The following is a 23,676-nucleotide window of genomic DNA, read 5'->3' on the forward strand; positions in this document are numbered from 1 at the left end:
AAAATCCCACTGTAGGGAAAACCTCAGGCTGAAATCAAGCAAAATAGCCTAATTCACAGCCATATGGTTGACCGGATGACGGGATATTCTCCACAATGCAGCCAGAAAACGATTTGATTCCCTCTAAAGACGTACAGCAAGGTTTCGTAATGGACTTTTCCTCTCCGCTCAGAATCGGCATGGCCATGTGGTCTCACGCCCCCTGGCAGCGCAGCTTATACGGTCGCGGCTGCCCTTCAACCGAACGGCTGAGCCGGTATGCAGAAACCTTTTCGACCGTAGAAGGCAATACCACCTTCTACGCCACGCCGAAACCAGCCACTGTTGTGAACTGGCATCAGGCGACTCCTGAAGACTTCCGTTTCACCTTCAAGCTGCCCAAAACCATCACTCATCAATATAAGCTGATGCACTGTCAGAGCCAGCTGAGCGAATTTTTCCAGGTGATGGCACCGGTGGCTGAAAAAACCGGGATCTGGAAAATTCAGCTGCCCGCCAGCTTCGGACCGGCTGAACTGCCTGCACTTTCCGCATTTCTCAAACAGCTTCCTCAGGATATGCCGGTTGGGGTCGAAGTCCGCCATCTGGCATTCTTTGCCAAAGGTGAAGACGAAAAAGCCCTGAACCGCCTGCTGCTAGAACACCAGGCAAACCGCATCATGATGGATACCCGGCCGGTCTTTTCCGCCCCGCCAACCACTGAAGCCGTTATCGATGCGCATCAGAAAAAGCCAAAAGTCCCGGTTCATGCCATCGCTACCGGACATCACCCGGTCGTGCGCTTTATCGGCCACCCCGAACTGGCCGAGAATGATGCCTTCTTTGCCAACTGGCTGCAGCGACTGGCGCTATGGCTGAATGAAGGCAAACAGCCCTATCTCTTTATTCATACGCCGGACAATGACTTTGCCCCTGAACTGGCGGTCCGGTTGTACCGGCAACTTCGGCAGCAGATGCCCCTCAACACGATGCTGCCTGAGCTCAAGCTGCCCGAAGGCGGCGATCAGGGAACACTGCTGTGAACACCGCTCGTTCCGACCTGGGCACCGACCGCCATCGAACCAAATCGCAAGACAAAAGGCATGATTTTATCTACAATACGCGCCTTTTCAGCTGGAGAGGGACCCTCTGCACAGCAAAGAACGCCGACTGGCTACCCCGTCCGACGTTCTGCGGGAGTATGGAATCCCCGATGTTCTGGTAATGAATGTGAGGTAAGGACAATGGCAGGCCACGACAATCTGTTCGCCGCCCCGATTGACAAGCTGGGTGATTTTACCTTTGACGAGCGAGTCGCCGAAGTATTCCCGGATATGATCCAGCGCTCCGTGCCGGGCTACAGCAATATCATCTCTGCCATTGGCATGCTGGCTGAGCGTTTTGCCACACCGGATTCCAACGTGTATGACCTGGGGTGCTCGCTGGGCGCTGCAACCCTGTCGATGCGCCGTCATCTCAGCCAGTCCGGCTGCAAAATCATTGGCGTCGACAACTCGCCTGCCATGGTTGAGCGGTGCCGTCTGCATGTGAACGCCTATCGTTCCGAAACCCCGGTTGAAATTATTGAAGCTGATATCCGGGATGTGGATATTCACAATGCATCCGTTGTGGTGCTGAACTTCACGCTGCAGTTTCTGGTTCCGGAAGACCGCCGGCAGCTTCTGGAAAAAATCTATGCCGGTCTGCGTCCGGGCGGGATTTTGATTCTGTCGGAAAAGTATGTTTTTGAAGACAGTCAGGCTCATGAACTGCTGATCGACCTGCATCACGATTTTAAACGTGCCAATGGATACAGCGAACTGGAGATCAGCCAGAAACGCAGCGCCATTGAAAATGTTATGCGTCCTGACAGCATTCCGACACACCGGGCCCGTCTGACTGACATCGGCTTCAGCAGTGTGGAAGTCTGGTTCCAGTGCTTCAACTTTGGCTCTATGTTTGCCATTAAGTAACGTCAATTCATCTGAAGGTCCTGTTTCGCCCCATGTTTAGCTTTTCTGAATTTTACCGTTTACTGGCCAACGACGAGCAACTGCGTCCCTGGCTGAATGTTTTACCGCAGCAACTGTCGGACTGGGAAGCAGCCCAGCACGGTGACATGGGTCGCTGGATACGGGCACTGAAAAAATTTCCGACCGATAAGCCGGATTTAATCGACCTGAAAACCCGGGTCAGTGTGGACAACGAAATTCCGGTTGCCGATGGTGAGAAAAAACGCCTGGAAAGCCTGCTGCGCCTCCTTCATCCATGGCGGAAAGGTCCGTACCATATCCACGGCATCCACATTGATACCGAATGGCGTTCCGACTGGAAATGGGATCGTGTCCTGCCCCACATCTCCCCGCTGAAACACCGGAAAGTGCTGGATGTCGGCTGCGGCAACGGCTATCACATGTGGCGTATGCTGGGCGAAGGTGCAGCCCTGACCGTGGGGATCGACCCGTCCAATCTGTTCCTGATCCAGTTTGAAGCGATGAAGCGCCTGATGGGACAGGATGAACGAGCCTACCTGCTTCCTTTAGGGATTGAACAACTGCCTGAGCTGAAAGCGTTTGATACCGTTTTCTCCATGGGCGTGTTGTATCACCGCCGCTCTCCGCTGGATCATCTGCTTCAGCTGAAAAACCAGCTGCGTCAGGGCGGTGAGCTGGTTCTGGAAACGCTGGTGATTGAAGGAGACGAAAATGCTGTACTGGTTCCTGCACACCGGTATGCACAAATGCATAACGTCTACTTTTTCCCGTCTGCAAAGGCTCTGAAGGTCTGGCTGGAAAAAACCGGCTTTGTTGACGTCAAAATTGTGGATGAAAATATCACCACCACAGATGAGCAGCGCTCGACGGACTGGATGACAAATAATTCACTCCCTGAATATTTAGACCCGCAAGATTCCTCAAAAACGATCGAGGGCTATCCAGCCCCCCGCCGTGCGGTCCTTGTTGCAACAAATCCTGACTGAAGGTTAACAAAAGGGTGCTACCCGCATCCTTTTTTGTGCGCTAAACTACGGCCCCCTAAAGAAAAACTTATAAAAGACTATACAATTTTTGCGGGAGTGCGAATGCTTGGCCGTGGCGCGACTTTGATTGCATTGACCTTTCTTTCCGGCTGCTCAATGCTCAAGACAGAACAGGTTAATCGACGGGACACCAATACACTGACAGCGATTGAGATGATGGAAACCAATGTACATTTCCGTCTGAACCGCATGTCACAACAAATTAATGAACAAAATGAAAACATTGCTAAGTTAGAAAAAGAGCTATCATCAATGTCAGAAGAACTGAATAAAGTAACTTCTGTGCCACCCCCTAAACCTGAAGTGATTGTTGAGAAAAAAATAGTGCCAGTACCACAAAATTCTATCGACATCGATCCAAAAACTGCCCATGGAAAAGTCATTCTGGGTGAAGAGGAATGGGTCTGGCTGGATTCAGTACAATCCTTTTTTAAAGCAAGGGTAGACACTGGCGCGACCACCTCTTCAATCAATGCCCTGGATATCCAGGTGTTTGAGCGTGACGGCAAACAATGGGCCCGCTTCAACCTCAGTCATAGCGGTGAAGAGAATCAGCCTGCCGACCAGATTGTCGAAGCGCCAGTCATTCGCTGGGTCAAAATCCGACAGTCCTCTGCCGATGATTCAGAGCGCCGCCCGGTGGTAGAAATGTGGCTGAAGCTGGGTAAATTGCATGAGAAAGCTCAATTTACTCTGGCAGACAGAACACAGATGACCTATCCGGTATTACTGGGCCGGGAGTTCTTTAAAGACGTGGCATTAGTTGACGTCGGTAAACAATTTGTACAGGGACGATAATCGCATTCCGTTGGGGCATAACCTGGTTACTGCCCCATTTTCATATTCATCACTTTGCTGATTCAACCAACAAAGGGAAAAATATTCATATTCAGAGGTTGTCATGTCGTCAAGAGTTCCGTTTTATTTTCTCATTACCTTGCTCGTCATTGCCGGCGCCGCACTGAGCCTTTACCGTCATGATGTCTATGGTGTGCCATGGACTCCAGGTGAAAAACGAGCCCTGTGGGAGCTGGAGGCGCGCATTGAATTTGACGCCATTGGTAAGGCCGTCAAAGTTTCCATGGCTGCCCCGGAAACCCAGAAAGGCTTCACCCAGATTGATGAAAGCACCTCTTCTCCCGGCTATGGTGTCGCTTTAATTGATACCGATCAGGGCCGCCGCGCCGAATGGTCCATTCGCCAGGCTTCAGGCCGGCAAGTGCTTTATTATAAAACCCAAATGCTGGTCGACCCTCTGGCCACCTTCTCTTCCGACAAACCCAAAGGCGCACCGGAATCCCCCAGTCTGGACAGCCCTCAGGAAACCGCTGCAACGGCCATTCTGACTCAGGCCAAGGCATTGTCGGCAGATAACCTGACCCTGACCCGTGAAATCCTCAAACAGCTGAATGACAGAAATAACCAGAACGCCTCACTGCTGCTGAATTCTTTCAAGAAAGAAAACGTGGTTGTTTTTTTGCTTTCCATGGAAGGCATTCATGCCCGTCTGGTGGGCGGCTTACAGCTTGAAGATGGCCGCAGACGTCAGAGCATCACACCGATGGTTGAAGTCTGGGGTGGCGAAAAATGGCACCTGTTTGACCCACACACCGGGCAGGAAGGCAAACCCAATGATGTGCTGGTCTGGAACCAGCAAGGCCACTCCCTGCTAGATGTGATTGGCGGACGCAATTCCAATATCAGTTTTTCAATTATTTCTCAGGATATTACGCCTCAGCAGGCCACCCGGGAAAAAATACAGGCGGAAGATCTGCTGAACTTCTCCATTCACAGTCTGCCGATTGAAGAACAGGCGATGTTCAAAACCATCATGCTGGTGCCGATTGGCGCTCTGATCGTGGTGTTCTTGCGAATTATTGTCGGTCTGAAAACATCGGGAACCTTCATGCCGGTACTGATTGCTGTCGCCTTCGTGCAGACACAGCTGGTGACTGGTGTTCTGGGCTTCCTGCTGATCGTCGGCACCGGTCTGATCATCCGGGGTTATCTCTCGCGGCTGAACTTACTGCTTGTCGCCCGGATATCTGCGGTCATTGTATCGGTTATACTGATCATCTCTATTTTCACTGTCGTGGCCTTTAAGATCGGCCTGGTGGAAGGCCTGACTATTACCTTCTTCCCGATGATCATCCTGTCATGGACCATCGAACGGATGTCCATTCTGTGGGAGGAAGAAGGGGCAAAAGAAGTGCTGATTCAGGGCGGCGGCTCGCTGCTGACCGCGATTATTGTCTATGTCGCGATGACCAATGACCTGATCCGCCACCTGACCTTCAACTTTATCGGTCTGCAACTCATTGTGATGGCTCTGATCCTCATGCTGGGTAACTACACCGGCTACCGCCTCAGCGAACTGCGCCGCTTTAAGCCGCTGGCGGAGGATTAAGCCATGTTTTTATCCCGTTACACCATGCCATGGCGGCTGCGTGAGCGCGGCATTATGGGTATGAACAAGCGAAATCACAGTTATATCGGCCGGTATAATGATCGCAGTTTGTTCCCGCTGGTTGATGACAAACTGAAAACCAAGATCCTTGCCCAGCGCGCAGGCGCCACTGTCCCTGAACTCATCGGGGTGATCCGGAGTCAGGTTCATGTCAAAGAAATTCATGACATGGTCCGAGACTGGCCCGGGTTTGTCATTAAGCCCGCACAGGGCTCTGGCGGTAAAGGCATTCTGGTCATTGTCAAACATGAAAACGGCCTGTATACCAAGCCCTCCGGTGCCGTGATCAACAAGCAGGATGTTGAGCGTCATATCACCAATACCCTGGCTGGCCTGTTCTCGCTGGGGGGAAAAAACGATGTGGCGATGGTCGAAAACCTGATTCAGTTTGATGATGTCTTTGATGGCTTCAGCTTTGAAGGCGTGCCGGACATTCGGGTGATTGTCTTTAAAGGTTATCCGGTGATGGCCATGATGCGTTGCTCGACCGCAGCCTCCGACGGAAAGGCAAACCTGCACCAGGGCGCTGTCGGGGTCGGCATTGATATTGCGACCGGAAAAGCCGTGCGGGCGGTTCAGTTTAACCAGCCGGTTGAACATCACCCGGATACCGAGCGCCAGCTGAGTGAACTGTGTGTTCCCAACTGGCAAAAACTACTGGAGCTGGCATCCGGCGCCTGGGAAATGACCGGGCTGGGCTATCTGGGGACAGACATGGTGCTGGATAAAGTCCGGGGACCTATGGTCCTGGAGCTCAACGCACGTCCCGGACTGGCAATTCAGATAGCCAACGGATGTGGCTTGCTGCCACGACTGCATCACATTGAAAGCCTGGGCACGCCGTCCAAGATCCCCTCTCCTGCCGAACGGGTCGCTTATGCCGCTGACCAGTTTGGTGCAAAACCACTGTTTTGATATCTATCAGGCCCCAATCCAAGATTGGGGCTTTCTTCATCTGACTGATTCATCGCATAATCACTGAAAGATATCATCAACTTGCCAGAGAAAGCCGATGTCAGAAGATCTGCACTTATTTGATCAGCATATTGACCGTACCCGCAGTAACAGCATCAAGTGGAAGAAATATCAAGGCAGAGATATTTTGCCTATGTGGGTTGCCGACAGTGATTTTAAAGTACCAGATGCGATTTCCGGCGCCCTGCACCGTCATGTCGACCACGGTATTTTCGGCTATGGCTCGGCACCGGCTTCCTTAACCGAACTAATAGTTGAACGGATGGCGGAGCGATATCACTGGCACATTAAACCAGAATGGATTGTCTATCTGCCCGGTTTAGTCAGTGGTCTCAATCTGGCCGTTCGCGCCTGTACGGACAGTCATGAAGGCGTCATCACGCCAGCACCGATTTATCCCAAATTCGTTACGGCAGCAAAATTTGCCCAGCGGCCTCTGACTTTATCCCCGGTCAAATTGCAGCATGAACGCTGGCTGACGGATCTTGAAGCAACCGAAGTGCCAGACGACAGTAAGCTGATGCTGTTCTGTAATCCCCTCAACCCGGGCGGAACCGTGCATACTCGCAGTGAACTGAACACGTTGCACCGCTTCGCGAAAAAGCATGATCTCATCGTCTGTTCTGATGAGGTTCACTGCGACCTGATTTTAGATGAAGAGGCACACCATATTCCTTTCGCCAGCCTGGATGAAGATGCCGCACAACGATCCATTACTCTGATTGCACCGAGCAAAACTTTCAACATTGCCGGACTGGGTGCCGCAATGGCCATTATTCCGAGTTTTGAGCTCAGACGTCGCTTCAACCGGGTCCGGGCCGGGATTGTACCTGACATGAACGTACTGGCCTACACCGCGGCTGAAGCTGCCTACCGGGATTGCCAGCCCTGGCTGACGCAACAGCTCAATTACCTGCGCCAGCACCGAGACCGGCTGATGAAAGAGATCAACGCAATGCCCGGGCTGAAACTTCACCCGATTGAAGCCACGTATCTGGCCTGGATAGATGCTTCTGAGTTGCCTGTTGAAAATCCGCATGCCTTTTTTGAAGCGGCTGGTGTCGGCTTTTCTCCCGGTGCAGATTTTGGGCATCCGGGCTTTATCCGAATGAACTTTGCGTGCACAACTGATACACTGACGCTCGCCATCGACCGGATGCGACATGCAATTGAATCGATTGGTTAATATCCAAACAAATCCGCGTTAATTTCTCTAAAGATTTTTGTAAAGCGTCCGATAGAGAGTGTACAGGTTTTATTTTTTGTCGGACTCCATGCAAATCCATACCCTAGACAAAGCGCAGCTGATCAGTGAAGTACAGCTCGGTTACTCCCTCAACCATGCGGTTGAGCAGGGTCGCCGTTCTGACTTCGCGTTGATGCTTGCGATGCTGTCGCCGGATTACCTGGAAACTGTCCCGACAGAAAAACCCCTGCCTCCCGGAACCACGGAAGAGCAGCTGCGGACCTATTTTGAGCTGCAGGACCCGGCCCCGCTCACCACATCCGAGTACTGTTACCCGCGGGGTGCAGAGCAATCCGACGCTTTCCATCGCGGTGGACTGATTGCAACTCGCTTGCTGAGTTCCTTACAGCCGATTGCCATTACCTTCCCGCCTCAGGACACCAAGGGCATGCCGGAAGAGCTGTACCATAACCTGTCCGGGCATGAGCGCCGCCGTCTCCCTCCGGTTCAGCAGGAGCCAATGAAGGGTTCGCCACAGGATCTATACATGAACCTCATCCGCGCGAAACGTTCCGCAGAAATGTATGGCACAGTAGCCAAATTCAACTGATTAACCTCACCGATTATTCCTGTTATATTTCAGTCAATTAGATATGTTTTTCGTGATGGATCACAAAGCGAAAAATTTCGTGACAGGTGTCATAAGCCGAACAATCGAATACCGCTTTCCATAAGTGCTTAACTAAGATTTAACAATATCGGGGTGTTATTAGTTTACATAATAACGAATAAATATTGATGAAAGGCTCCTTCTTGGTTGAAGCATCATAACAATATCTGTGTATCCAAATAATAGGAAGATTGCGCTATGAATATTGCAGACTCAGTGATCCTGATTACAGCTGCAGGCTGCCCATTAGGAAAAGCAGCGTCGTTCCACTTTGCTTCACTGGGGGCAAAAATTGCCCTCGTGGATACAGAATCAGATCGGTTGGATACCAACTACAAAGAATGCAAAAGTCGTGGCGGTGACTGCTTTGCACTTTGTCTGACGGATAATAAAGAGTCCACGATCGCCCATGCGATCGAATCGGTTCATGAGCATTATGGAAAAATTGATGTGCTAATTAACTGCTGGTTAGGCGTTGATATGCCGATGCTCTTAACCCAAACATCTGTTGAAGAATTTTGCCAGCTGATGACGGAAGGCACCTCTGCTTTCCTGTCATTCGGAAAACAAACAGCCGGTTATATGCGGGCGCACAACCAGAATGGCGTGATTATCAATCTTGCCGCCTGCAGACCGGACAACCCGGTCCCGCTCAACAGCAGTTCCAGAGCCATGCTGGCCGGATTTACTCAGAGCTGGTCCAAAGAACTGGCCCAATACAAAATCCGGGTCGGTGGCGTATTTCCGCTGATTTTCGACGAAAAGCAGGATCTGCCGCCCAGTACGCTGCTCAGTCTGCCGATGCAGTACGAGATCGCCAGAAGCGCTGAGTACATAGTCACCAATGACTATTTTAATGGCCGCATGATTGAAGCCGAAGTCGTCTGAACACAAACGTCGTTCATACAGATGCACACAAAAAAAGAACCCGCCGATTGGCGGGTTCTTTCATGCTGCAGAGTGATTAAGCGTTATGCTTTCTCTGCAACTTTTTTCGCTTTTGCTGCAGGTGCCGCGACTTTTGTTGCTTCCGCTGGTTTCTGATCTGCTTTTTTCAGAATCACAGTGGTGCCTTCAACGGTTTCACCTTCGACATAAGCTTTACCGTAGTAAGAAGCCAGCAGCACTTCTTTCAGCTCAGTGATCAGCGGGTAGCGAGGGTTCGCACCGGTACACTGGTCATCGAATGCTTCTACGGCCAGCTCATCCAGCTTCGCCAGGAAGTCTGATTCTGGCACACCCGCTGCCTGAATAGACTTCGGAATGTCCAGGTTGTCTTTCAGCTCGTCCAGCCAGCTCAGCAGACGCTCAATTTTCTTCGCTGTACGGTCACCCGGCAGAGACAGACCCAGATGATCCGCGACTTCAGCATAACGACGGCGTGCCTGTGGACGGTCGTACTGAGAGAAAGCCGTTTGCTTGGTTGGATTATCGTTGGCGTTATAGCGCACCACGTTCGCAATCAGCAGAGCATTCGCCAGGCCATGCGGCAGATGGAATTCTGCACCAATCTTATGCGCCATTGAGTGGCACACACCCAGGAAAGCGTTCGCAAATGCGATACCGGCAATGGTTGCGGCATTGTGCACTTTCTCACGGGCAATCGGGTCTTTCGCACCGTTTGCATAGCTTGATGGCAGGTACTGTTTCAGCAGTTGCAGGGCTTGCAGTGCCTGACCGTCTGAGTACTCGTTTGCCAGAACAGACACATAAGCTTCCAGTGCATGCGTCACGGCATCGTAACCACCAAATGCAGTCAGCGACTTCGGCATGTTCATCACCAGGTTGGCATCCACAATCGCCATCTGAGGTGTCAGCTCGTAATCAGCCAGCGGATATTTGGCACCGGTCTCATCGTCAGTCACAACTGCAAATGGCGTTACTTCAGAGCCAGTCCCTGAGGTGGTTGTAATACACACCAGCTCAGCTTTCTTGCCCATTTTCGGGAATTTGTAGATACGTTTACGGATATCCATAAAGCGCATCGCCAGTTCCTCAAAATGCGTGTCCGGATGCTCGTACATTACCCACATGATTTTCGCAGCATCCATCGGTGAACCACCGCCCAGTGCAATGATGACATCCGGCTGGAAGCTCTTCATCGCTTCCGCACCTTTTTTCACCACGGTCAGTGTCGGGTCTGCTTCCACATCGTAGAAAGCATGCACATCCATCCCCTGCGCTTTGAGCAGCGACATCACTTCGTCCGCATAACCATTGTTGAACAGGAAGCGGTCTGTCACCAGAAATGCACGTTTCTTGTCTTCCAGGTCAGTCAGCGCAACCGGCAGGCTGCCACGACGGAAGTAGATAGATTTCGGCAGTTTGTGCCACAACATATTTTCAGCCCGTTTTGCGACAGTTTTCTTATTGATCAGGTGCTTAGGACCCACGTTCTCTGAGATAGAGTTACCGCCCCATGAACCGCAACCCAATGTCAGGGATGGTGCCACGTTGAAGTTATACAGGTCACCGATACCACCATGAGTGGTAGGAATGTTCACCAGAATACGCGCTGTTTTCAGCTTGTCACCGAAGTACTTGATACGATCTTCATTGATATCCTGGTTGGTATAGAGGCCGGACGTGTGACCGATACCGCCCAGTTCAACCATCTGACAGGCCATATCAACCGCATCTTCGAATGTCTTCGCACGGAACATCCCCAAAGTCGGAGACAGTTTTTCATGCGCAAATTCTTCGTCAATGGTGATCGCAACACCTTCGCCAATCAGCACTTTGGTGTCTGAAGGAACCGCAATCCCAGCCATCTCAGCAATCTTGGTTGCCGGCTGACCAACGATATTCGCGTTGAGATTGCCTTCAATCAGAATCACTTTACGGACTTTGTCAGCTTCTTCTTTGCTCAGCACATAACCTTTATGGCTTGCAAAACGCTCTTTCACTTCGTCATAGACTTCATCCATGACAATCACAGCCTGTTCTGAAGCACAGACCACGCCGTTATCGAAAGTTTTTGACATCAGGACAGAAGCAACTGCACGCTTGATGTCCGCTGTTTCATCAATGACGACAGGCACGTTACCGGCACCTACACCGATGGCAGGCTTACCAGATGAATAGGCCGCTTTCACCATGCCCGGACCACCGGTTGCCAGAATCAGGTTGATATCGTCATGCTTCATCAGTGCATTGGACAGCTCAACCGATGGCTGATCAATCCAGCCGATAATATCTTTCGGTGCACCTGCGGCAACCGCAGCATCCAGCACCAGTTTGGCCGCAGCATTGGTTGATTCTTTCGCACGCGGGTGTGGCGAGAAGATAATACCGTTACGGGTTTTCAGTGAAATCAGAGACTTGAAGATCGCTGTTGACGTCGGGTTGGTGGTTGGCACAATACCGCAAATCAGGCCCACCGGCTCAGCAATCGTCAGCGTGCCAAATTCATCATTTTCTTCAAGAATGCCGCAGGTTTTTTCGTCTTTATATTTGTTATATATAAATTCAGAGGCAAAGTGGTTTTTGATCACTTTGTCTTCGACAATACCCATGCCAGACTCATTCACCGCTTGCTGTGCCAGCGGAATACGGGCATTGTTTGCCGCCAGTGAAGCCGCACGGAAGATCTTATCGACCTGCTCCTGAGAGTACGTCGCAAACACTTTCTGTGCTGCTTTAACACGGGCAACCATTGCATCGAGTTCAGCCAAATTCGTGACAGGCATAGTCAACTCCTAACTTTAAGATTGAAAACTTTTTAGTAAGGATACGTCTTAAATCCTTGCCATAAGGGCGCTTATCGCCGATGTCGCACTCTTAGTAAATTGCTTTCAAAACTGATTTTATGACTTCATCTTCGTAAAAGACTTGATCTGGATCATGTGAAGTGCACAGTTCAACAACACTTCAAATGAAGAAAAATTCACTCAAAAAATCAGATACTTAAAAGCAACATATATTCAACCAATTCAATAGTCAGCCAATGTGCACTGAATTGATCTTGAAAAAAAATTACTCGACTGAAAATAAATTTCGTTAGCACAACAAACCGCATGTTCCGCTGCATCCAGCCCGGGATGGCCCATCATGAGGATGGTTGCTATCCCATAAAGCCTAATCCACATTGGTACGTCACGATAAATTCACTGTATAAATTTTCACCCGAAATTGAGCAACAAAGAGCATATCACTTCAGGGAGGAAGTCTCACGATATGAAAACAAAATCGTATTTCGCTTCCCAGTTCCCAAAGACATTGAACAACGCCATAGCAACGGTCGCTACACTTGGGTATGCTTTTGTTTTTTCACCTTTCAGATTGTATTTATGTCCCGTTCGTCATTGCAGGAAACCATTTACGTCACCATTTTTGGTACCCACACGCCTGCCGGTAAAACCTTCGATATTGCACTCATTGTGACCATCCTTGCTTCTATTACTGTGCTGATGCTTGGCTCAGTCAGCAGTATCGGCGCGCTGTGGGGCAAAGTGTTTTACTGGATGGAATGGGGATTCACGCTGGTATTCACGATTGAGTACCTGCTGCGTCTCTACAGCTCGCCGAAACCAGCAGCCTATGCACGCAGCTTTTATGGCATTGTGGACTTATTAGCCATCCTGCCCACATATCTGGTGTTCCTGTTCCCGACAGCCCATTATCTGATGGTCATCCGACTTCTGCGGGTGATGCGGATTTTCCGGGTGCTGAAACTCATGCGCTACTTACAGGACTCGAATCTGCTGCTCCGTTCCCTGCTGCAATCGAGCCGGAAAATTTTGATCTTTTTCACGACTGTCGCTGTACTGGTTACCGTTTTCGGTTCGCTGATGTTTGTGATTGAAGGGCCCGAACATGGGTTTACCAGTATTCCCTACAGCATTTACTGGGCCATCGTGACACTGACAACGGTCGGTTATGGTGATGTCGTACCTCAGACTGACCTGGGTAAGGCGCTGGCTTCATTTACCATGCTGATGGGTTACTCCATTATTGCCGTCCCAACCGGCATTATTACGGCAGAGATAGGCCATCAGAGCCAGCTGCACCGTACGCTGGTGAAATGCATGAACTGTTCCCGCGCTGGCCATGAACCTGATGCTGTCTTTTGTAAGCACTGTGGCAGCCAGCTGGCTGACCCTGATGATCGGGTCGTTCAGACGACAGAAAGCTGAATCAGTCCAGCAATGTATGTCCGGAGATTTCTTTCTCGCCGGACATACACATTTTTTTTACTGCGGGCACATCTCACTGCCACTAAATTCCAGTAACCCCTGAGGCACTTCCATAGTATCCACCAGCCGGCCCCACCGGTACACTTTGGCGGTAATCCGGGCATTCATCGATTTCATAATGGGCTGGTCCTGCCCGAAGACGACTTTCGAAGGCATTTCCGAAATATAAAAATCGGTCAAATCAGAACTGGCTTCGACTTCAATTTTCTTCCCGAGCTTGGTGATGGTCAGTTTCAGGTAGCCGTTACAGGCATTGGATTCTTTCTGAACACTCAAGCCCACCAGAGACGGATGTAGCAGAATATCTGCTTGTTCTGACACATAGCGGCCAACCCAGAGCTCCAGAGGCAACCCTCCCTGTGAACCGCCGGTCATCATCAATTGCCTTTCCGGCGTAAATGCCCCTAAAAAAGAAAATCCTTCGCTTTTCTTGGCATCAAACCACCCCTTGTCCAGATAAGTCACCCCCTCTCCGGTATGAGAGATCTCCCCGAGCCGGAATTCATACTGACTGGGCGTCCCCATCGAATAAACAAAGTAATTCACAGCCACGCCGGGAAAATCGCCAATCAGCCCGAACGGATTCTGACCCGGATTTGATCCGCCGGTGTAGTGGCGGTGCTCTCCGGTGTATTTCAGATGAAAGCTCAGATTCTCCAGATTCAGACGAATGCCATCCTGATCAATGTCGACCTTATCCGGCACAGAAAACCGGAACGCTTCGCTGCCGGGCTGACCTTCCAGTTCAACCTGATCAAAATACTGATCCAACACAACCTGTTGTCCCCCAACCGGCGCATAAACGACGTGTACATATGCATGCTCAGCCTGGGGGTCAAGATCAGGGGTAAGAAATGTTTGTGCACTGATTTTAAAATACCCCACCAGCGGATCATTGAGATAATAGAACCACTGTTCACTCCAGGTGTTGCTGGTCGGTGTGTGCGGGCGAATGTCATCCAGACGTGTCGCCTGACATGTCCAGCTCACAGACATGAGCAGACACCAGGTGATGATTGATTTCATCGTCACATCCCTTTTCATGCAAAGAAATGTGGCAGCTGAATCGCTGCCACGTTTGAAAGAACGCCTCAGCGACAGATTCGTGCGTCCGTAAAGTAACGGCCGGGCTGACAGCTGGTTCCTGTCGGGCAGTGTTCATCCATCTGGCAGTAGCACTCCCCGCGCGTGTTACACCCGGGAGTCAGATAATCTTCCAGCGGAATCTCCCCACTGACCCGCTCCCAGAATGGATTGGTGAAGACATTCAACGGATCCAGCTCGTTTTTGGCCTGCAGGAATTCCGGCCAGCGGTTAAAGCGTGCCGGCATGTCTTCGAAAATGGCGACGGAGTTTTTCCCCCAGTGCGGACGGGCACCGTATTTCCGGAGCGACAACTGTTCGATCTCCAGATTCACGAAATAGTTTTTCGGTTCCTTCTTCCCTTCCTGACGCAGGGTATATTCGATGCCGACAAACGCCGTATCGCGATCTGCACTCATGCCAATGTAACTTTTCGAGGCCTGACCGAACCGGAAATAAATACCGTTGAGCGGGAAACAGGTTCGGGGATGGGCTGCAACAATCTGACGAACATCCCGGATCCAGTCGGGCAACTGTTCAATATCAATGGCCACTTCCTGCAGTGCGATGGGCAGCCGGTCCCAGATACACTTGTTCGGGTCCTTACACTTGAAGTACTGCATCTGGTCGGAATAGCCGACAGGGTTGCTGATTTTCTTACCGGTCTGAATATCCCGGAAATATGAATTCGCTCTGGCCTGATAACGGGCTTTGGCTGCCAGACACTGTAAACCGCTGCCCGGGAACTCATGCGCCGCATTAAAGAGCAATCCGAAGAAAAACTCCTGCACATCAGACACATCAGCCTGAGCGTTATAAGCTTCTCCCGGTGTATCCAGTGGAACCGAGTTGTACAGTGTCGTGGTATAACGACCCAGCCCCGGGAACCAGGCAATATTGGCCGAGTAATTACTGCGGGCAATCTCAAGGACTTTGTCTTCCAGCCCTTCATCACTCAGGTAACCTTTGACGTCTGCCCTCACTTTAAAGGCGTCTTCCAGTTGCAGTGTGACTTCAACAACCACACCCAGTACCCCCAGATTCACCCGGGCCGCATCGAGCAAATCACCCGTCAGTACTCTGGCCTGCCCCTGTCCGTCGACGATTTTCATACGGGTGACGTAGTCCGCCAGCATATTACTGGGTTTTTCCAGGGTAGAGCCATGAGTACCGCTGCCCAGCATCCCGCCAATGGTAAAGGTGCCCAGCTCGGTTACCATATTGACGGCCAGCCCCTGCGAGCGCAGAAAATCATTCAAATCGTTAAATCGCATTCCGGCTTGAACCGTGACTTGCTTGCTTGCAGCATCAAACTGAACAATTTTATCCATATTTTTCAGTGTGATTTGAACCTGCTCGTCAGCCGCACAGGCAGCATCAATCTGGCTGGCAAACTTGCGGTTCCCGGTCATCACCGTTTTGCCCTGAGCCAGCGCATCTTCCACAATGGACTGCACTTCCTCTACCGAAGTGGGATCGTAGATGACACCGGGATGACAGGTGTAAGTTCCCTGATAATTTGAGAGCGTGTTTTCCGGTTCATTCGAGTGGAGCGCAAATGCCACACCAGCAGCCGCCACCCCGGCTAACAGCAGTCGTCCGACTTTCTTCATGATTTTATCCTTATAATTTGCGACTCACAGCAGAAGCTGAACCCATCCAGAGTTCGTCACCAGAGCCATTGTCCTAGCCAAAACGCGGTAATATTTGTTCTTCAATTACCTTCCTGACCGATGCCCTGTGCGACGACGCACGGGAGCGGAAAAAGTCACCCACATTGGCCCGGTAACTGTTGTCAGGCCGCCGATCAATTTCCGGGACCCAGAGTGCATGATTGGTCGTGGCAAAATTCAGATCCGGATGCCCCAGAATCGCAATGGGTCCCATCGCCAGATTCTGTGCATCAAACAACCAGATTTCCTTGCCATTCCCAAGGCCATGTGTCGGTTGCTGACGCACCACGGCAGTAAAGAGGTAGCCATCCTGCTGAGAAGTTGCATTCGGCCGGGAAATAAACTGCGGTGTCCGCATCACGCAGTCTGCCGGAAACTGATAGGCATCCGTCAGAGTCATGGTGAGACAATCCAGATGCACCAGTGCAGAAGGCTGCGTTTCCTGCGGCAGTGAGTCATTGGTGAACAGACGATTCGGATAATCCTGATAAGCTTTCGCGACCCGCGACACAACATGCTCCGGCCGGTAACCAACAGCAGCCCAGTAAATATGCTCGAACGTTTCCGGGAACTGGAAATGGCCCTGATAGGCGGGATCGTTCATGTCCCAGAACAGCTGATCATCACGCAGTAACCGGAAGTCCGCATGGATCTCCCGCACTGCATCTGACTTCACCTGAATGCGGGTCCGGGTTAAGCCGCCCACATCCACCGGGGCGGCCGGATAGCCTGCAATCCTTGCAGAGACCCGTCCACCAAAATGCAGCCGGTCCCAGGTATATTGCGGCTCCGATTTATCCATTGCGCCAAGATACTGGCCATACAGGGTAATTTCGTGGTCATGGTCATCGTAATTACACATAACATCTGAGGTATCAAAATCCAGCTCAAGATAATCTGCGATAACCTGTGTCTTTCCCGCCAGCAGATCTTTTTTGCGGATCACCCAGACCGGCGTCCGGTGTTTTTGCGGCTCGACACTGCGAATTCCGATCATGCGCAGTGGCTCAACCTGAGCAGCCGTTTCAAAAACCAGGATATGGTGGCGTGTTACTCCCAGCGAATGCGCGGTTGCCGCGATAAATGCCGGGCGGCCATCGCGGCCCATCACCTGCCAGCGCTGCAAGGCCCCTTTCTGATCCCATTTGATTAAATGAATGAAGCCGTGACGCGTCCCAAGTTTCCCAATATTGCCGCCGTAATTGATGGTGAAGCAGTCATTGGTTTCCAGATCAAAATAGGGATGTCCCGTGGTCCGGACTTGCGGGAATAACCATTTCTCCGGCGTCAGTACATCCATCAGTGGCGGCAGGCTGCTTTCCCATTCGTCGTAATGACCGATCGGCGTAACCAGTTCGAGTGACTGAGCATCAAACTCGTAAGGCACGCCGCCTTCAAAACTCAGGGCAAAACGCTTGTTCCCCATGTAATTTGGTGCCGTATTGCAGGTATTTACAAACCCCATCGTTGGGCTGTAGTACGCCATCCCCCCCATAAGTTTGAAGCGGTCCGGCCAGCTGTCGATATGCTGCTGCATCAGCACTGATGGGGTATTGATCATTTTTCGGATAAAGCGGACACCCTGCTGGGAGAGATCAATCCGGGTCAGTGCGCCCCGGCCACTGGGCGTAAAATGCCCTTCTTCGAGGGGGATACCTTCGGCAAAAAAGACATGCCCGTGGATGTCATCCGGAAGCTGACCGGACAGTACAGACAACTCACCTGAACGGTCAGTGAGGTGCGCATCCATGATACGCTGCGGAAACGATGATGAAGACTCTGCACTCATCGTCATGCCGCTGACCGGTACCATCGCAGCGCCCGCCAGCCCTTTCAAAAATGTCCTTCTTCTCATGAAGATCTTCCGCCAAAGTTACGAAAAATGTTACGTAAAAGTAACTCTAGCGGCGAATTCATTTTTCAAATGAATGTTTTAAAATTTTGCAAAACATATCAAGATATGTATGAAAAAATTATCATAATTACAAAGATTTTAGTTATTAAGCAGATAAGTACGAGTTAGAGATAGATTTATCGATAAAAATTGTTATTTATAAACAATTTAAATTGGGCAAAGAATGACCATCACTGATAAATACTGCTATTCATTCATGATTTATCGGAGAGAAAAATTACAAAAAAAGAGCTGTGCATCAAACACAGCTCTTTCTTGATAAAAATGTTATTTCTGACGTTCAGAAACCAACGAATCGTCTGACCGTTTACTTACGACGCCACGTGGTGCCCTGAGGGCCATCTTCCAGAATAATGCCCATTGCGGTCAGTTTATCACGCGCGGCATCTGCGGCTGCCCAGTCCTTCGCGGCACGAGCATCCAGACGCTGCTGAATCAGCGCTTCAATCTCAGCCACATCATCTTCTTTGGCACCACTTTGCAGGAAAGCTTCAGGTTCCTGTGCCAGCAAGCCCAGTACGCTGCCCAGTTCACGCAAGCGCGCACCCAGTGCAGAAGCGGCTGCCAGGTCTTCAGTCTTCAGACGGTTGATTTCACGGGCCATATCAAACAGCACTGAATACGCTTCAGGCGTATTGAAATCATCATCCATAGCAGCTTTGAAACGCTCAACAAAAGCTTCACCGCCCTGCGCGGCAACGGTCTCGTCCAGTCCGCGCAGTGCCGTATATAAACGTTCCAGCGCAGAGCGGGCCTGCTTCAGGTTTTCTTCGCTGTAGTTCAGCTGGCTGCGATAATGCCCGGACATCAGAAAGTAACGTACGCTCTCAGCATCGTAATAACCCAGTACATCGCGGATGGTAAAGAAGTTCCCCAGTGATTTAGACATCTTCTCACGATCAACCATCACCATGCCACTGTGCATCCAGGTATTGACATACTGAGTATCATGGGCACAGCAGGACTGAGCAATTTCGTTTTCATGATGCGGGAATTGCAGGTCAGAGCCGCCGCCATGAATATCGAAATGATCGCCCAGAATGGCAGAGTTCATCGCAGAACATTCAATGTGCCAGCCCGGACGACCCGGTCCCCATGGGGATTCCCAGGTCGGCTCACCCGGCTTGGACATTTTCCACAGGACAAAATCCAACGGACTGCGCTTGGCGGTTTCGATATCAACACGGGCGCCGGCCTGAAGCTGCTCCAGATCCTGGCCGGACAGCTTGCCGTATTCATCAAATTTGCTGACTTCGAACATGACATCGCCGTTGTCCGCCACATACGCGAATCCGCGCTCAATCAGGCGTTCACACAGTGCAATGATTTCCGTAATAAATTTAGTCGCACGCGGTTCCACATCCGGACGCGCCATCCCCAGTGCATCAAAATCGGTGTACATTTCACCAATCAGACGCTCTGTCAGAGAGTCACAGCTTTCACCGTTCTCAGCAGCGCGTTTGATGATTTTGTCGTCAATATCTGTGATGTTACGGACAAAAGTCAGGTCATAACCGCTGTAACGCAGATAGCGCGACACCACGTCGAATGCGACAAAAGTTCGACCGTGGCCGATGTGACACAAATCGTAAATGGTAACCCCGCAGACGTACATGCCGACTTTGCCTGGCACGATGGGTTTAAATTCCTCTTTTTGTCTTGTCAGTGAGTTATAGATCTTTAACATGTCTGATAATTACTCATTTTTGGGGTTACGATTTAAAGGGCTAATTACACCTTTAATGACCTTTGAAGGCAAGGGAAATTGCGGTATCAGCCTGATATTCGCGACCGATTTTACCTCTCCGAACCCTCTTCTATAGTTAAAGGATTACGCCTGTCCATTCCGGGCAGATTGATAGCAAACTTGTATTGACGCTTAGCCTTAGTTCGTTAGAATTCAGGGTTTAAAAGCAATACACTCCAGTAAAGGATAAGCTCATGGTAACGCTTCACACCACATTTGGTGATATTAAAATTCAGCTAGACACAGAAAAAGCACCAGAGACCAGTGCGAACTTCCTGCAGTACTGCCGTGACGGTTTCTATCAAGGCACGCTGTTTCACCGTGTGATTGACGGCTTCATGATCCAGGGCGGCGGCATGGCTTCCGGCATGGTAGAAAAAGAAACCCGTGCGCCAATCAAGAATGAAGCGAATAACGGCCTGAGCAACAAAACTGGCACGATTGCAATGGCACGTACCATGGAACCACACTCTGCCAGCTCTCAGTTTTTCATCAACGTTAACGACAACAACTTCCTGGACTTCAAATCTGAAACGCCAGACGGTTGGGGTTACTGCGTATTCGGTGAAGTGGTTGAAGGTATGGACGTCGTCAACAAGATTAAATCTGTGGCGACAGGCAACTGGGGTTACGTACACCAGGATGTTCCTGTAGAAGAAGTTGTGATCAACTCTGTCACCATCGAAGAATAATCATCTGTCAGTGGCCGGATTCCTCCGGCCACTTTCTCCGGACGCTATGACCACTTGCTTTATTGCAGATTTGCACCTGAGTGCGGATCGACCTGACATCACCGATTGTTTCCTGCGCTTTATGTCTGAAGAAGCCACCCAATGCGAGGCGCTGTATGTGCTGGGTGATTTGTTCGAGATGTGGATTGGCGATGATGACGACAATACGTTTCACCGACAGATTAAAGGGGCGTTCAAAGCGCTGACCGAATCTGGCGTTCCCTGCTATTTTATTCATGGCAACCGGGACTTTCTGATCGGTTCACAATTCAGCCGGGAAACCGGAGTCACTTTGCTGCCTGAACACACCGTGATTGATCTCTACGGCACGCCGACCCTCATACTGCATGGCGATACCCTGTGTACGCTGGATGAAAATTATCAGCGCTATCGCAAAAAGGTTCATAACCCTTTCATTCAGTGGCTGTTCTTGCGGTTACCCCTATCCTGGCGACAGTCCATTGGCCGTAAAATGCGTTCTAACAGCAGTCAGACCAATCAGATGAAAGCGAATTCAATCATGGATGTCACACCTCAAGCCGTGATTGACCTGATGAAAGAGAAAAAAGTCACCCGTATGATTCACGGGCATACCCACCGCCCGGCGGTTCATCAGATAAACACGGATAATCTGCAAGCCACAAGAACCGTTTTGGGAGACTGGTATGATCAAGGCTCTGTACTGCGTTGTTCGCCAAAGAGTTGCCAGCTCGAAACCCGCCAATTCCCGGATGCCTGAAAGGGATAAAAAATCTTCAAAAAGTATTCATCAGGGTTATCTCTCGTCGTTTTCACTTTCGCTCACGACCAGATTTGAGTATTATTTTTACTTATCCACATTTTCTTTTGGGCTAAAGATCACAAGCCGCGTAATTTCTCCGCCAAAGGTCACAACCGGTAGAAAATTCTACTGCTAATGTTACGCAACGGTGATAATTATAAGTAATCGAATGGACTAACTCAGTCATGCGGACTATTCACCAACGAGAAACTCAGGCTATGCAAGCCCTCGCCGACAGAACGATAACCATCAACAGTACTGATATCATGTATTCATATCTAGCGAGACAGCCCGTATTAGACCGAGATAAAACGACCATCGGCTATGAATTACTGTTCAGGGACGGGCCGAGAAACTGTTTTCCCAATGTTCCTCCGGAAGAAGCAACTAACCGCCTCTTGCTGGATAACTTTTTCTCAAACGGTTCGAACGATGTATGCAGCGGCAAACTCGCTTTTGTAAACTTCCCTGAAAAAAGCCTGTTACAAGGTACACCACTGCTCTTCCCGTCCCACAGCTTCGTCATTGAAGTCCTGGAAGACTGCACGCCTTCAGAGCAACTCCTGGAAAAGGTCAAGGACCTGTTTCAGAGAGGTTATCTGATTGCCTTGGATGATTTTAATCCGAGCGTGGAATGGAACCGATTTCTGCCGTATGTACATATTGTCAAATTCGACCTGCAACTGACACCGATCGAAAAAGCACGCTTTTTTATCCGCCGTCATAAAGACAAACCCATTCAGTTCCTGGCTGAAAAAGTCGAAACCTACGCAGAATTCAAAGAAGCGAAAGCAGCGGGTTTTCATCTGTTTCAGGGCTACTTTTTCAGTAAACCTGAGATGATGCAGCAAAAAACCCTGAGTCCGTCAGCACTGACAACGCTGCGCCTTTATCAGCAGATTTGCCAGGATGATGTCGACTTTGACGCCGCTGAAGAAGTCATCGCAACCGACTTGTCTCTCTCTTACAAACTGCTTCGGCATGTGAATGCGATCACTTCAAATCGTGCAGTCCCGATATCATCTTTCAAACAGGCACTGATTTATCTGGGACAGGAAAGGCTGCGCCGTTTCATCAGTTTTGTAGCGACATCTCATGTCACCAAAGACAAGCCGCCATCACTGTATTGCCTCTCTCTGCAGCGGGCACACCTGTGTGAACTGCTGGCAGCCGACGTTTCTCCGCAGCTGAACTGCAACCGGGCTTTCCTCACGGGATTGTTTTCAATGCTGGATTCTCTTTTGGATCAGCCAATGGATGTCCTGATTCCAATGCTACCATTAGATATCACAATCCAGGATGCACTGATCAGCCGAAACGGTGATCTGGGCCATCTGCTCTCGCTGGTTTGTGCCTACGACTATGCCGACTGGGAGCAGGTGGATGCAATGTGCCGCAGACTGGGACTGAATACCGAAAGCGTTGCGAAGCGCTATCTGGAGTCCGTTGAATGGGTCACCCAAATTGAAGAACTGCAATAACCAATGAAAGAGACAACACTTTGCCCTTGCGGCAGCCATCGTCCACTCACAGACTGCTGTGCGCCTGTCCATCAGAATCCTTCAGCCGCACATCATCCGGAACAGCTGATGCGCGCCCGTTACAGTGCACATGTGCTCGGGCTGGTCGATTTCGTCGTCGCCACTTACCACCCCAGCTGTAAAGCTGAACAGTACCGTGATGCAATTGCTGAATCGGTTCACAGTGAGTGGCTGAGACTTGAAGTCTGCGACAGTCAAATCGCCAGTGAGACTGAGGGTTATGTTGAGTTCAAGGCCTTCTATCAGGAACAGGGCGAAAAGCACTGTCTGCACGAAAAATCCCGTTTTTTACGTGAAATGGTCGGTAACAGTCAACAATGGTTCTATATTGACGGCGAATATCCGGAAAATGCAGCCCCGGTCAAAGTGGGGCGTAATGATCCCTGCCCGTGCGGAAGCGGTAAGAAATTTAAGAAATGCTGTATGTAAACTGATGACTACCGGAAAACCAGCTATCAATAAATTTTGAAAATGTACTAATTAACTGTTGCAAATTCCCAATACCTTGGTTAGTGTGAAGACAAGCCCGCAATTAATAATGATTTAAATAGAGTACATAGTTATGCGTATCCCAATGGTTAATCTACACCATCATCACCATCATCCTGACTAGTCTTTCAGGAGGATACGCCTCATCTGGAAGACGACAAGTTCGCCTCTTCCAGCGGTCGCTACGACAAAGCAGCATTCAGA

Annotated in this window: 19 protein-coding genes and 1 other annotated feature (1 of these 20 only partly in view); of the genes, 14 read left to right on the top strand and 5 right to left on the bottom strand. The window is 50.3% G+C overall.

What is annotated here, in order from left to right:
- Nucleotides 1-149: 149 nt before the first annotated feature.
- From L4174_RS10895 to L4174_RS10935, 9 genes are all read left to right on the top strand, one after another.
- Entirely contained in the window at nucleotides 150-1,022 is an 873-nt protein-coding gene (locus L4174_RS10895) for a DUF72 domain-containing protein (protein ID WP_248140851.1), read from the top strand.
- Nucleotides 1,023-1,223: 201 nt separating this feature from the next.
- Entirely contained in the window at nucleotides 1,224-1,952 is a 729-nt protein-coding gene (gene cmoA, locus L4174_RS10900) for a carboxy-S-adenosyl-L-methionine synthase CmoA (RefSeq protein WP_248140852.1), read from the top strand.
- Between the two features lie 32 nt (nucleotides 1,953-1,984).
- Nucleotides 1,985-2,959, top strand: a complete 975-nt coding sequence (gene cmoB / locus L4174_RS10905) for a tRNA 5-methoxyuridine(34)/uridine 5-oxyacetic acid(34) synthase CmoB (protein ID WP_248140854.1) — start codon at nucleotides 1,985-1,987, stop codon at nucleotides 2,957-2,959.
- 102 nt (nucleotides 2,960-3,061) lie between these two features.
- Nucleotides 3,062-3,817: an ATP-dependent zinc protease gene (locus L4174_RS10910; RefSeq protein ID WP_371929406.1), complete on the top strand. Its 756-nt coding sequence runs from the start codon at nucleotides 3,062-3,064 to the stop codon at nucleotides 3,815-3,817.
- 103 nt (nucleotides 3,818-3,920) lie between these two features.
- Complete coding sequence (locus L4174_RS10915) at nucleotides 3,921-5,426, top strand: inactive transglutaminase family protein (RefSeq protein WP_248140857.1); 1,506 nt, start codon at nucleotides 3,921-3,923, stop codon at nucleotides 5,424-5,426.
- A gap of 3 nt (nucleotides 5,427-5,429) precedes the next feature.
- Nucleotides 5,430-6,401: an alpha-L-glutamate ligase-like protein gene (locus L4174_RS10920; RefSeq protein ID WP_248140859.1), complete on the top strand. Its 972-nt coding sequence runs from the start codon at nucleotides 5,430-5,432 to the stop codon at nucleotides 6,399-6,401.
- A 97-nt stretch (nucleotides 6,402-6,498) separates the two neighbouring features.
- Nucleotides 6,499-7,647: a MalY/PatB family protein gene (locus L4174_RS10925; protein WP_248140860.1), complete on the top strand. Its 1,149-nt coding sequence runs from the start codon at nucleotides 6,499-6,501 to the stop codon at nucleotides 7,645-7,647.
- Nucleotides 7,648-7,735: 88 nt separating this feature from the next.
- On the top strand, nucleotides 7,736-8,257 hold the full coding sequence (locus tag L4174_RS10930; protein ID WP_248140862.1) for a VC2046/SO_2500 family protein: 522 nt from the start codon (nucleotides 7,736-7,738) through the stop codon (nucleotides 8,255-8,257).
- A 258-nt stretch (nucleotides 8,258-8,515) separates the two neighbouring features.
- Entirely contained in the window at nucleotides 8,516-9,205 is a 690-nt protein-coding gene (locus L4174_RS10935) for an SDR family oxidoreductase (RefSeq protein WP_248140863.1), read from the top strand.
- Between the two features lie 83 nt (nucleotides 9,206-9,288).
- On the opposite strand, the gene adhE is transcribed toward L4174_RS10935, so the two are convergent.
- A complete protein-coding gene (gene adhE, locus L4174_RS10940; protein WP_248140865.1) occupies nucleotides 9,289-12,006 on the bottom strand; it encodes a bifunctional acetaldehyde-CoA/alcohol dehydrogenase in 2,718 nt (905 codons plus the stop codon).
- A 600-nt stretch (nucleotides 12,007-12,606) separates the two neighbouring features.
- Between adhE and L4174_RS10945 the strand changes: the two genes are divergently transcribed.
- A complete protein-coding gene (locus tag L4174_RS10945; RefSeq protein ID WP_248140867.1) occupies nucleotides 12,607-13,452 on the top strand; it encodes an ion transporter in 846 nt (281 codons plus the stop codon).
- A gap of 57 nt (nucleotides 13,453-13,509) precedes the next feature.
- Here L4174_RS10945 and L4174_RS10950 read toward each other — a convergent pair whose 3' ends face one another.
- From L4174_RS10950 to cysS, 4 genes are all read right to left on the bottom strand, one after another.
- Nucleotides 13,510-14,538 carry a hypothetical protein gene (locus L4174_RS10950; RefSeq protein ID WP_248140868.1) on the bottom strand — a complete coding sequence of 343 codons (1,029 nt, stop codon included), beginning with the start codon at nucleotides 14,536-14,538 and terminating at the stop codon, nucleotides 13,510-13,512.
- Between the two features lie 65 nt (nucleotides 14,539-14,603).
- The gene (locus tag L4174_RS10955; protein WP_248140869.1) at nucleotides 14,604-16,208 is read right to left on the bottom strand and encodes a D-arabinono-1,4-lactone oxidase; all 1,605 of its coding nucleotides are present in this window, start codon (nucleotides 16,206-16,208) and stop codon (nucleotides 14,604-14,606) included.
- Nucleotides 16,209-16,281: 73 nt separating this feature from the next.
- A complete protein-coding gene (locus tag L4174_RS10960) occupies nucleotides 16,282-18,123 on the bottom strand; it encodes a carotenoid oxygenase family protein (protein ID WP_248140870.1) in 1,842 nt (613 codons plus the stop codon).
- Nucleotides 18,124-18,490: 367 nt separating this feature from the next.
- On the bottom strand, nucleotides 18,491-19,870 hold the full coding sequence (gene cysS, locus L4174_RS10965) for a cysteine--tRNA ligase (RefSeq protein WP_248140871.1): 1,380 nt from the start codon (nucleotides 19,868-19,870) through the stop codon (nucleotides 18,491-18,493).
- Nucleotides 19,871-20,124: 254 nt separating this feature from the next.
- On the opposite strand from cysS, the gene L4174_RS10970 reads away from it, so the two are divergent.
- From L4174_RS10970 to L4174_RS10985, 4 genes are all read left to right on the top strand, one after another.
- Nucleotides 20,125-20,622 (top strand): peptidylprolyl isomerase, encoded by a 498-nt coding sequence (locus tag L4174_RS10970; RefSeq protein WP_248140872.1) that lies wholly within the window; start codon nucleotides 20,125-20,127, stop codon nucleotides 20,620-20,622.
- A 46-nt stretch (nucleotides 20,623-20,668) separates the two neighbouring features.
- Nucleotides 20,669-21,400, top strand: coding sequence for a UDP-2,3-diacylglucosamine diphosphatase (gene lpxH, locus L4174_RS10975; RefSeq protein ID WP_248140873.1), 732 nt, complete (start codon nucleotides 20,669-20,671; stop codon nucleotides 21,398-21,400).
- 308 nt (nucleotides 21,401-21,708) lie between these two features.
- On the top strand, nucleotides 21,709-22,923 hold the full coding sequence (locus L4174_RS10980; protein WP_248140874.1) for an EAL and HDOD domain-containing protein: 1,215 nt from the start codon (nucleotides 21,709-21,711) through the stop codon (nucleotides 22,921-22,923).
- Between the two features lie 3 nt (nucleotides 22,924-22,926).
- The gene (locus L4174_RS10985; RefSeq protein WP_248140875.1) at nucleotides 22,927-23,412 is read left to right on the top strand and encodes a YchJ family metal-binding protein; all 486 of its coding nucleotides are present in this window, start codon (nucleotides 22,927-22,929) and stop codon (nucleotides 23,410-23,412) included.
- Nucleotides 23,413-23,571: 159 nt separating this feature from the next.
- Nucleotides 23,572-23,676: a sequence feature (His leader region), on the top strand; it runs 35 nt beyond the window's last position.

Origin of the sequence: Photobacterium sp. CCB-ST2H9 (genome assembly GCF_023151555.2) — a bacterium.
In the GTDB taxonomy this organism is placed as follows: domain Bacteria; phylum Pseudomonadota; class Gammaproteobacteria; order Enterobacterales; family Vibrionaceae; genus Photobacterium.

Bases quoted from the DNA above. Each gene is read 5' to 3' on its own strand.
- L4174_RS10895 (WP_248140851.1), top strand. From the start codon at position 150: ATGGACTTTTCCTCTCCGCTCAGAATCGGCATGGCCATGTGGTCTCAC.
- cmoA (WP_248140852.1), top strand. From the start codon at position 1,224: ATGGCAGGCCACGACAATCTGTTCGCCGCCCCGATTGACAAGCTGGGT.
- cmoB (WP_248140854.1), top strand. From the start codon at position 1,985: ATGTTTAGCTTTTCTGAATTTTACCGTTTACTGGCCAACGACGAGCAA.
- L4174_RS10910 (WP_371929406.1), top strand. From the start codon at position 3,062: ATGCTTGGCCGTGGCGCGACTTTGATTGCATTGACCTTTCTTTCCGGC.
- L4174_RS10915 (WP_248140857.1), top strand. From the start codon at position 3,921: ATGTCGTCAAGAGTTCCGTTTTATTTTCTCATTACCTTGCTCGTCATT.
- L4174_RS10920 (WP_248140859.1), top strand. From the start codon at position 5,430: ATGTTTTTATCCCGTTACACCATGCCATGGCGGCTGCGTGAGCGCGGC.
- L4174_RS10925 (WP_248140860.1), top strand. From the start codon at position 6,499: ATGTCAGAAGATCTGCACTTATTTGATCAGCATATTGACCGTACCCGC.
- L4174_RS10930 (WP_248140862.1), top strand. From the start codon at position 7,736: ATGCAAATCCATACCCTAGACAAAGCGCAGCTGATCAGTGAAGTACAG.
- L4174_RS10935 (WP_248140863.1), top strand. From the start codon at position 8,516: ATGAATATTGCAGACTCAGTGATCCTGATTACAGCTGCAGGCTGCCCA.
- adhE (WP_248140865.1), bottom strand. From the start codon at position 12,006: ATGCCTGTCACGAATTTGGCTGAACTCGATGCAATGGTTGCCCGTGTT.
- L4174_RS10945 (WP_248140867.1), top strand. From the start codon at position 12,607: ATGTCCCGTTCGTCATTGCAGGAAACCATTTACGTCACCATTTTTGGT.
- L4174_RS10950 (WP_248140868.1), bottom strand. From the start codon at position 14,538: ATGAAATCAATCATCACCTGGTGTCTGCTCATGTCTGTGAGCTGGACA.
- L4174_RS10955 (WP_248140869.1), bottom strand. From the start codon at position 16,208: ATGAAGAAAGTCGGACGACTGCTGTTAGCCGGGGTGGCGGCTGCTGGT.
- L4174_RS10960 (WP_248140870.1), bottom strand. From the start codon at position 18,123: ATGAGAAGAAGGACATTTTTGAAAGGGCTGGCGGGCGCTGCGATGGTA.
- cysS (WP_248140871.1), bottom strand. From the start codon at position 19,870: ATGTTAAAGATCTATAACTCACTGACAAGACAAAAAGAGGAATTTAAA.
- L4174_RS10970 (WP_248140872.1), top strand. From the start codon at position 20,125: ATGGTAACGCTTCACACCACATTTGGTGATATTAAAATTCAGCTAGAC.
- lpxH (WP_248140873.1), top strand. From the start codon at position 20,669: ATGACCACTTGCTTTATTGCAGATTTGCACCTGAGTGCGGATCGACCT.
- L4174_RS10980 (WP_248140874.1), top strand. From the start codon at position 21,709: ATGTATTCATATCTAGCGAGACAGCCCGTATTAGACCGAGATAAAACG.
- L4174_RS10985 (WP_248140875.1), top strand. From the start codon at position 22,927: ATGAAAGAGACAACACTTTGCCCTTGCGGCAGCCATCGTCCACTCACA.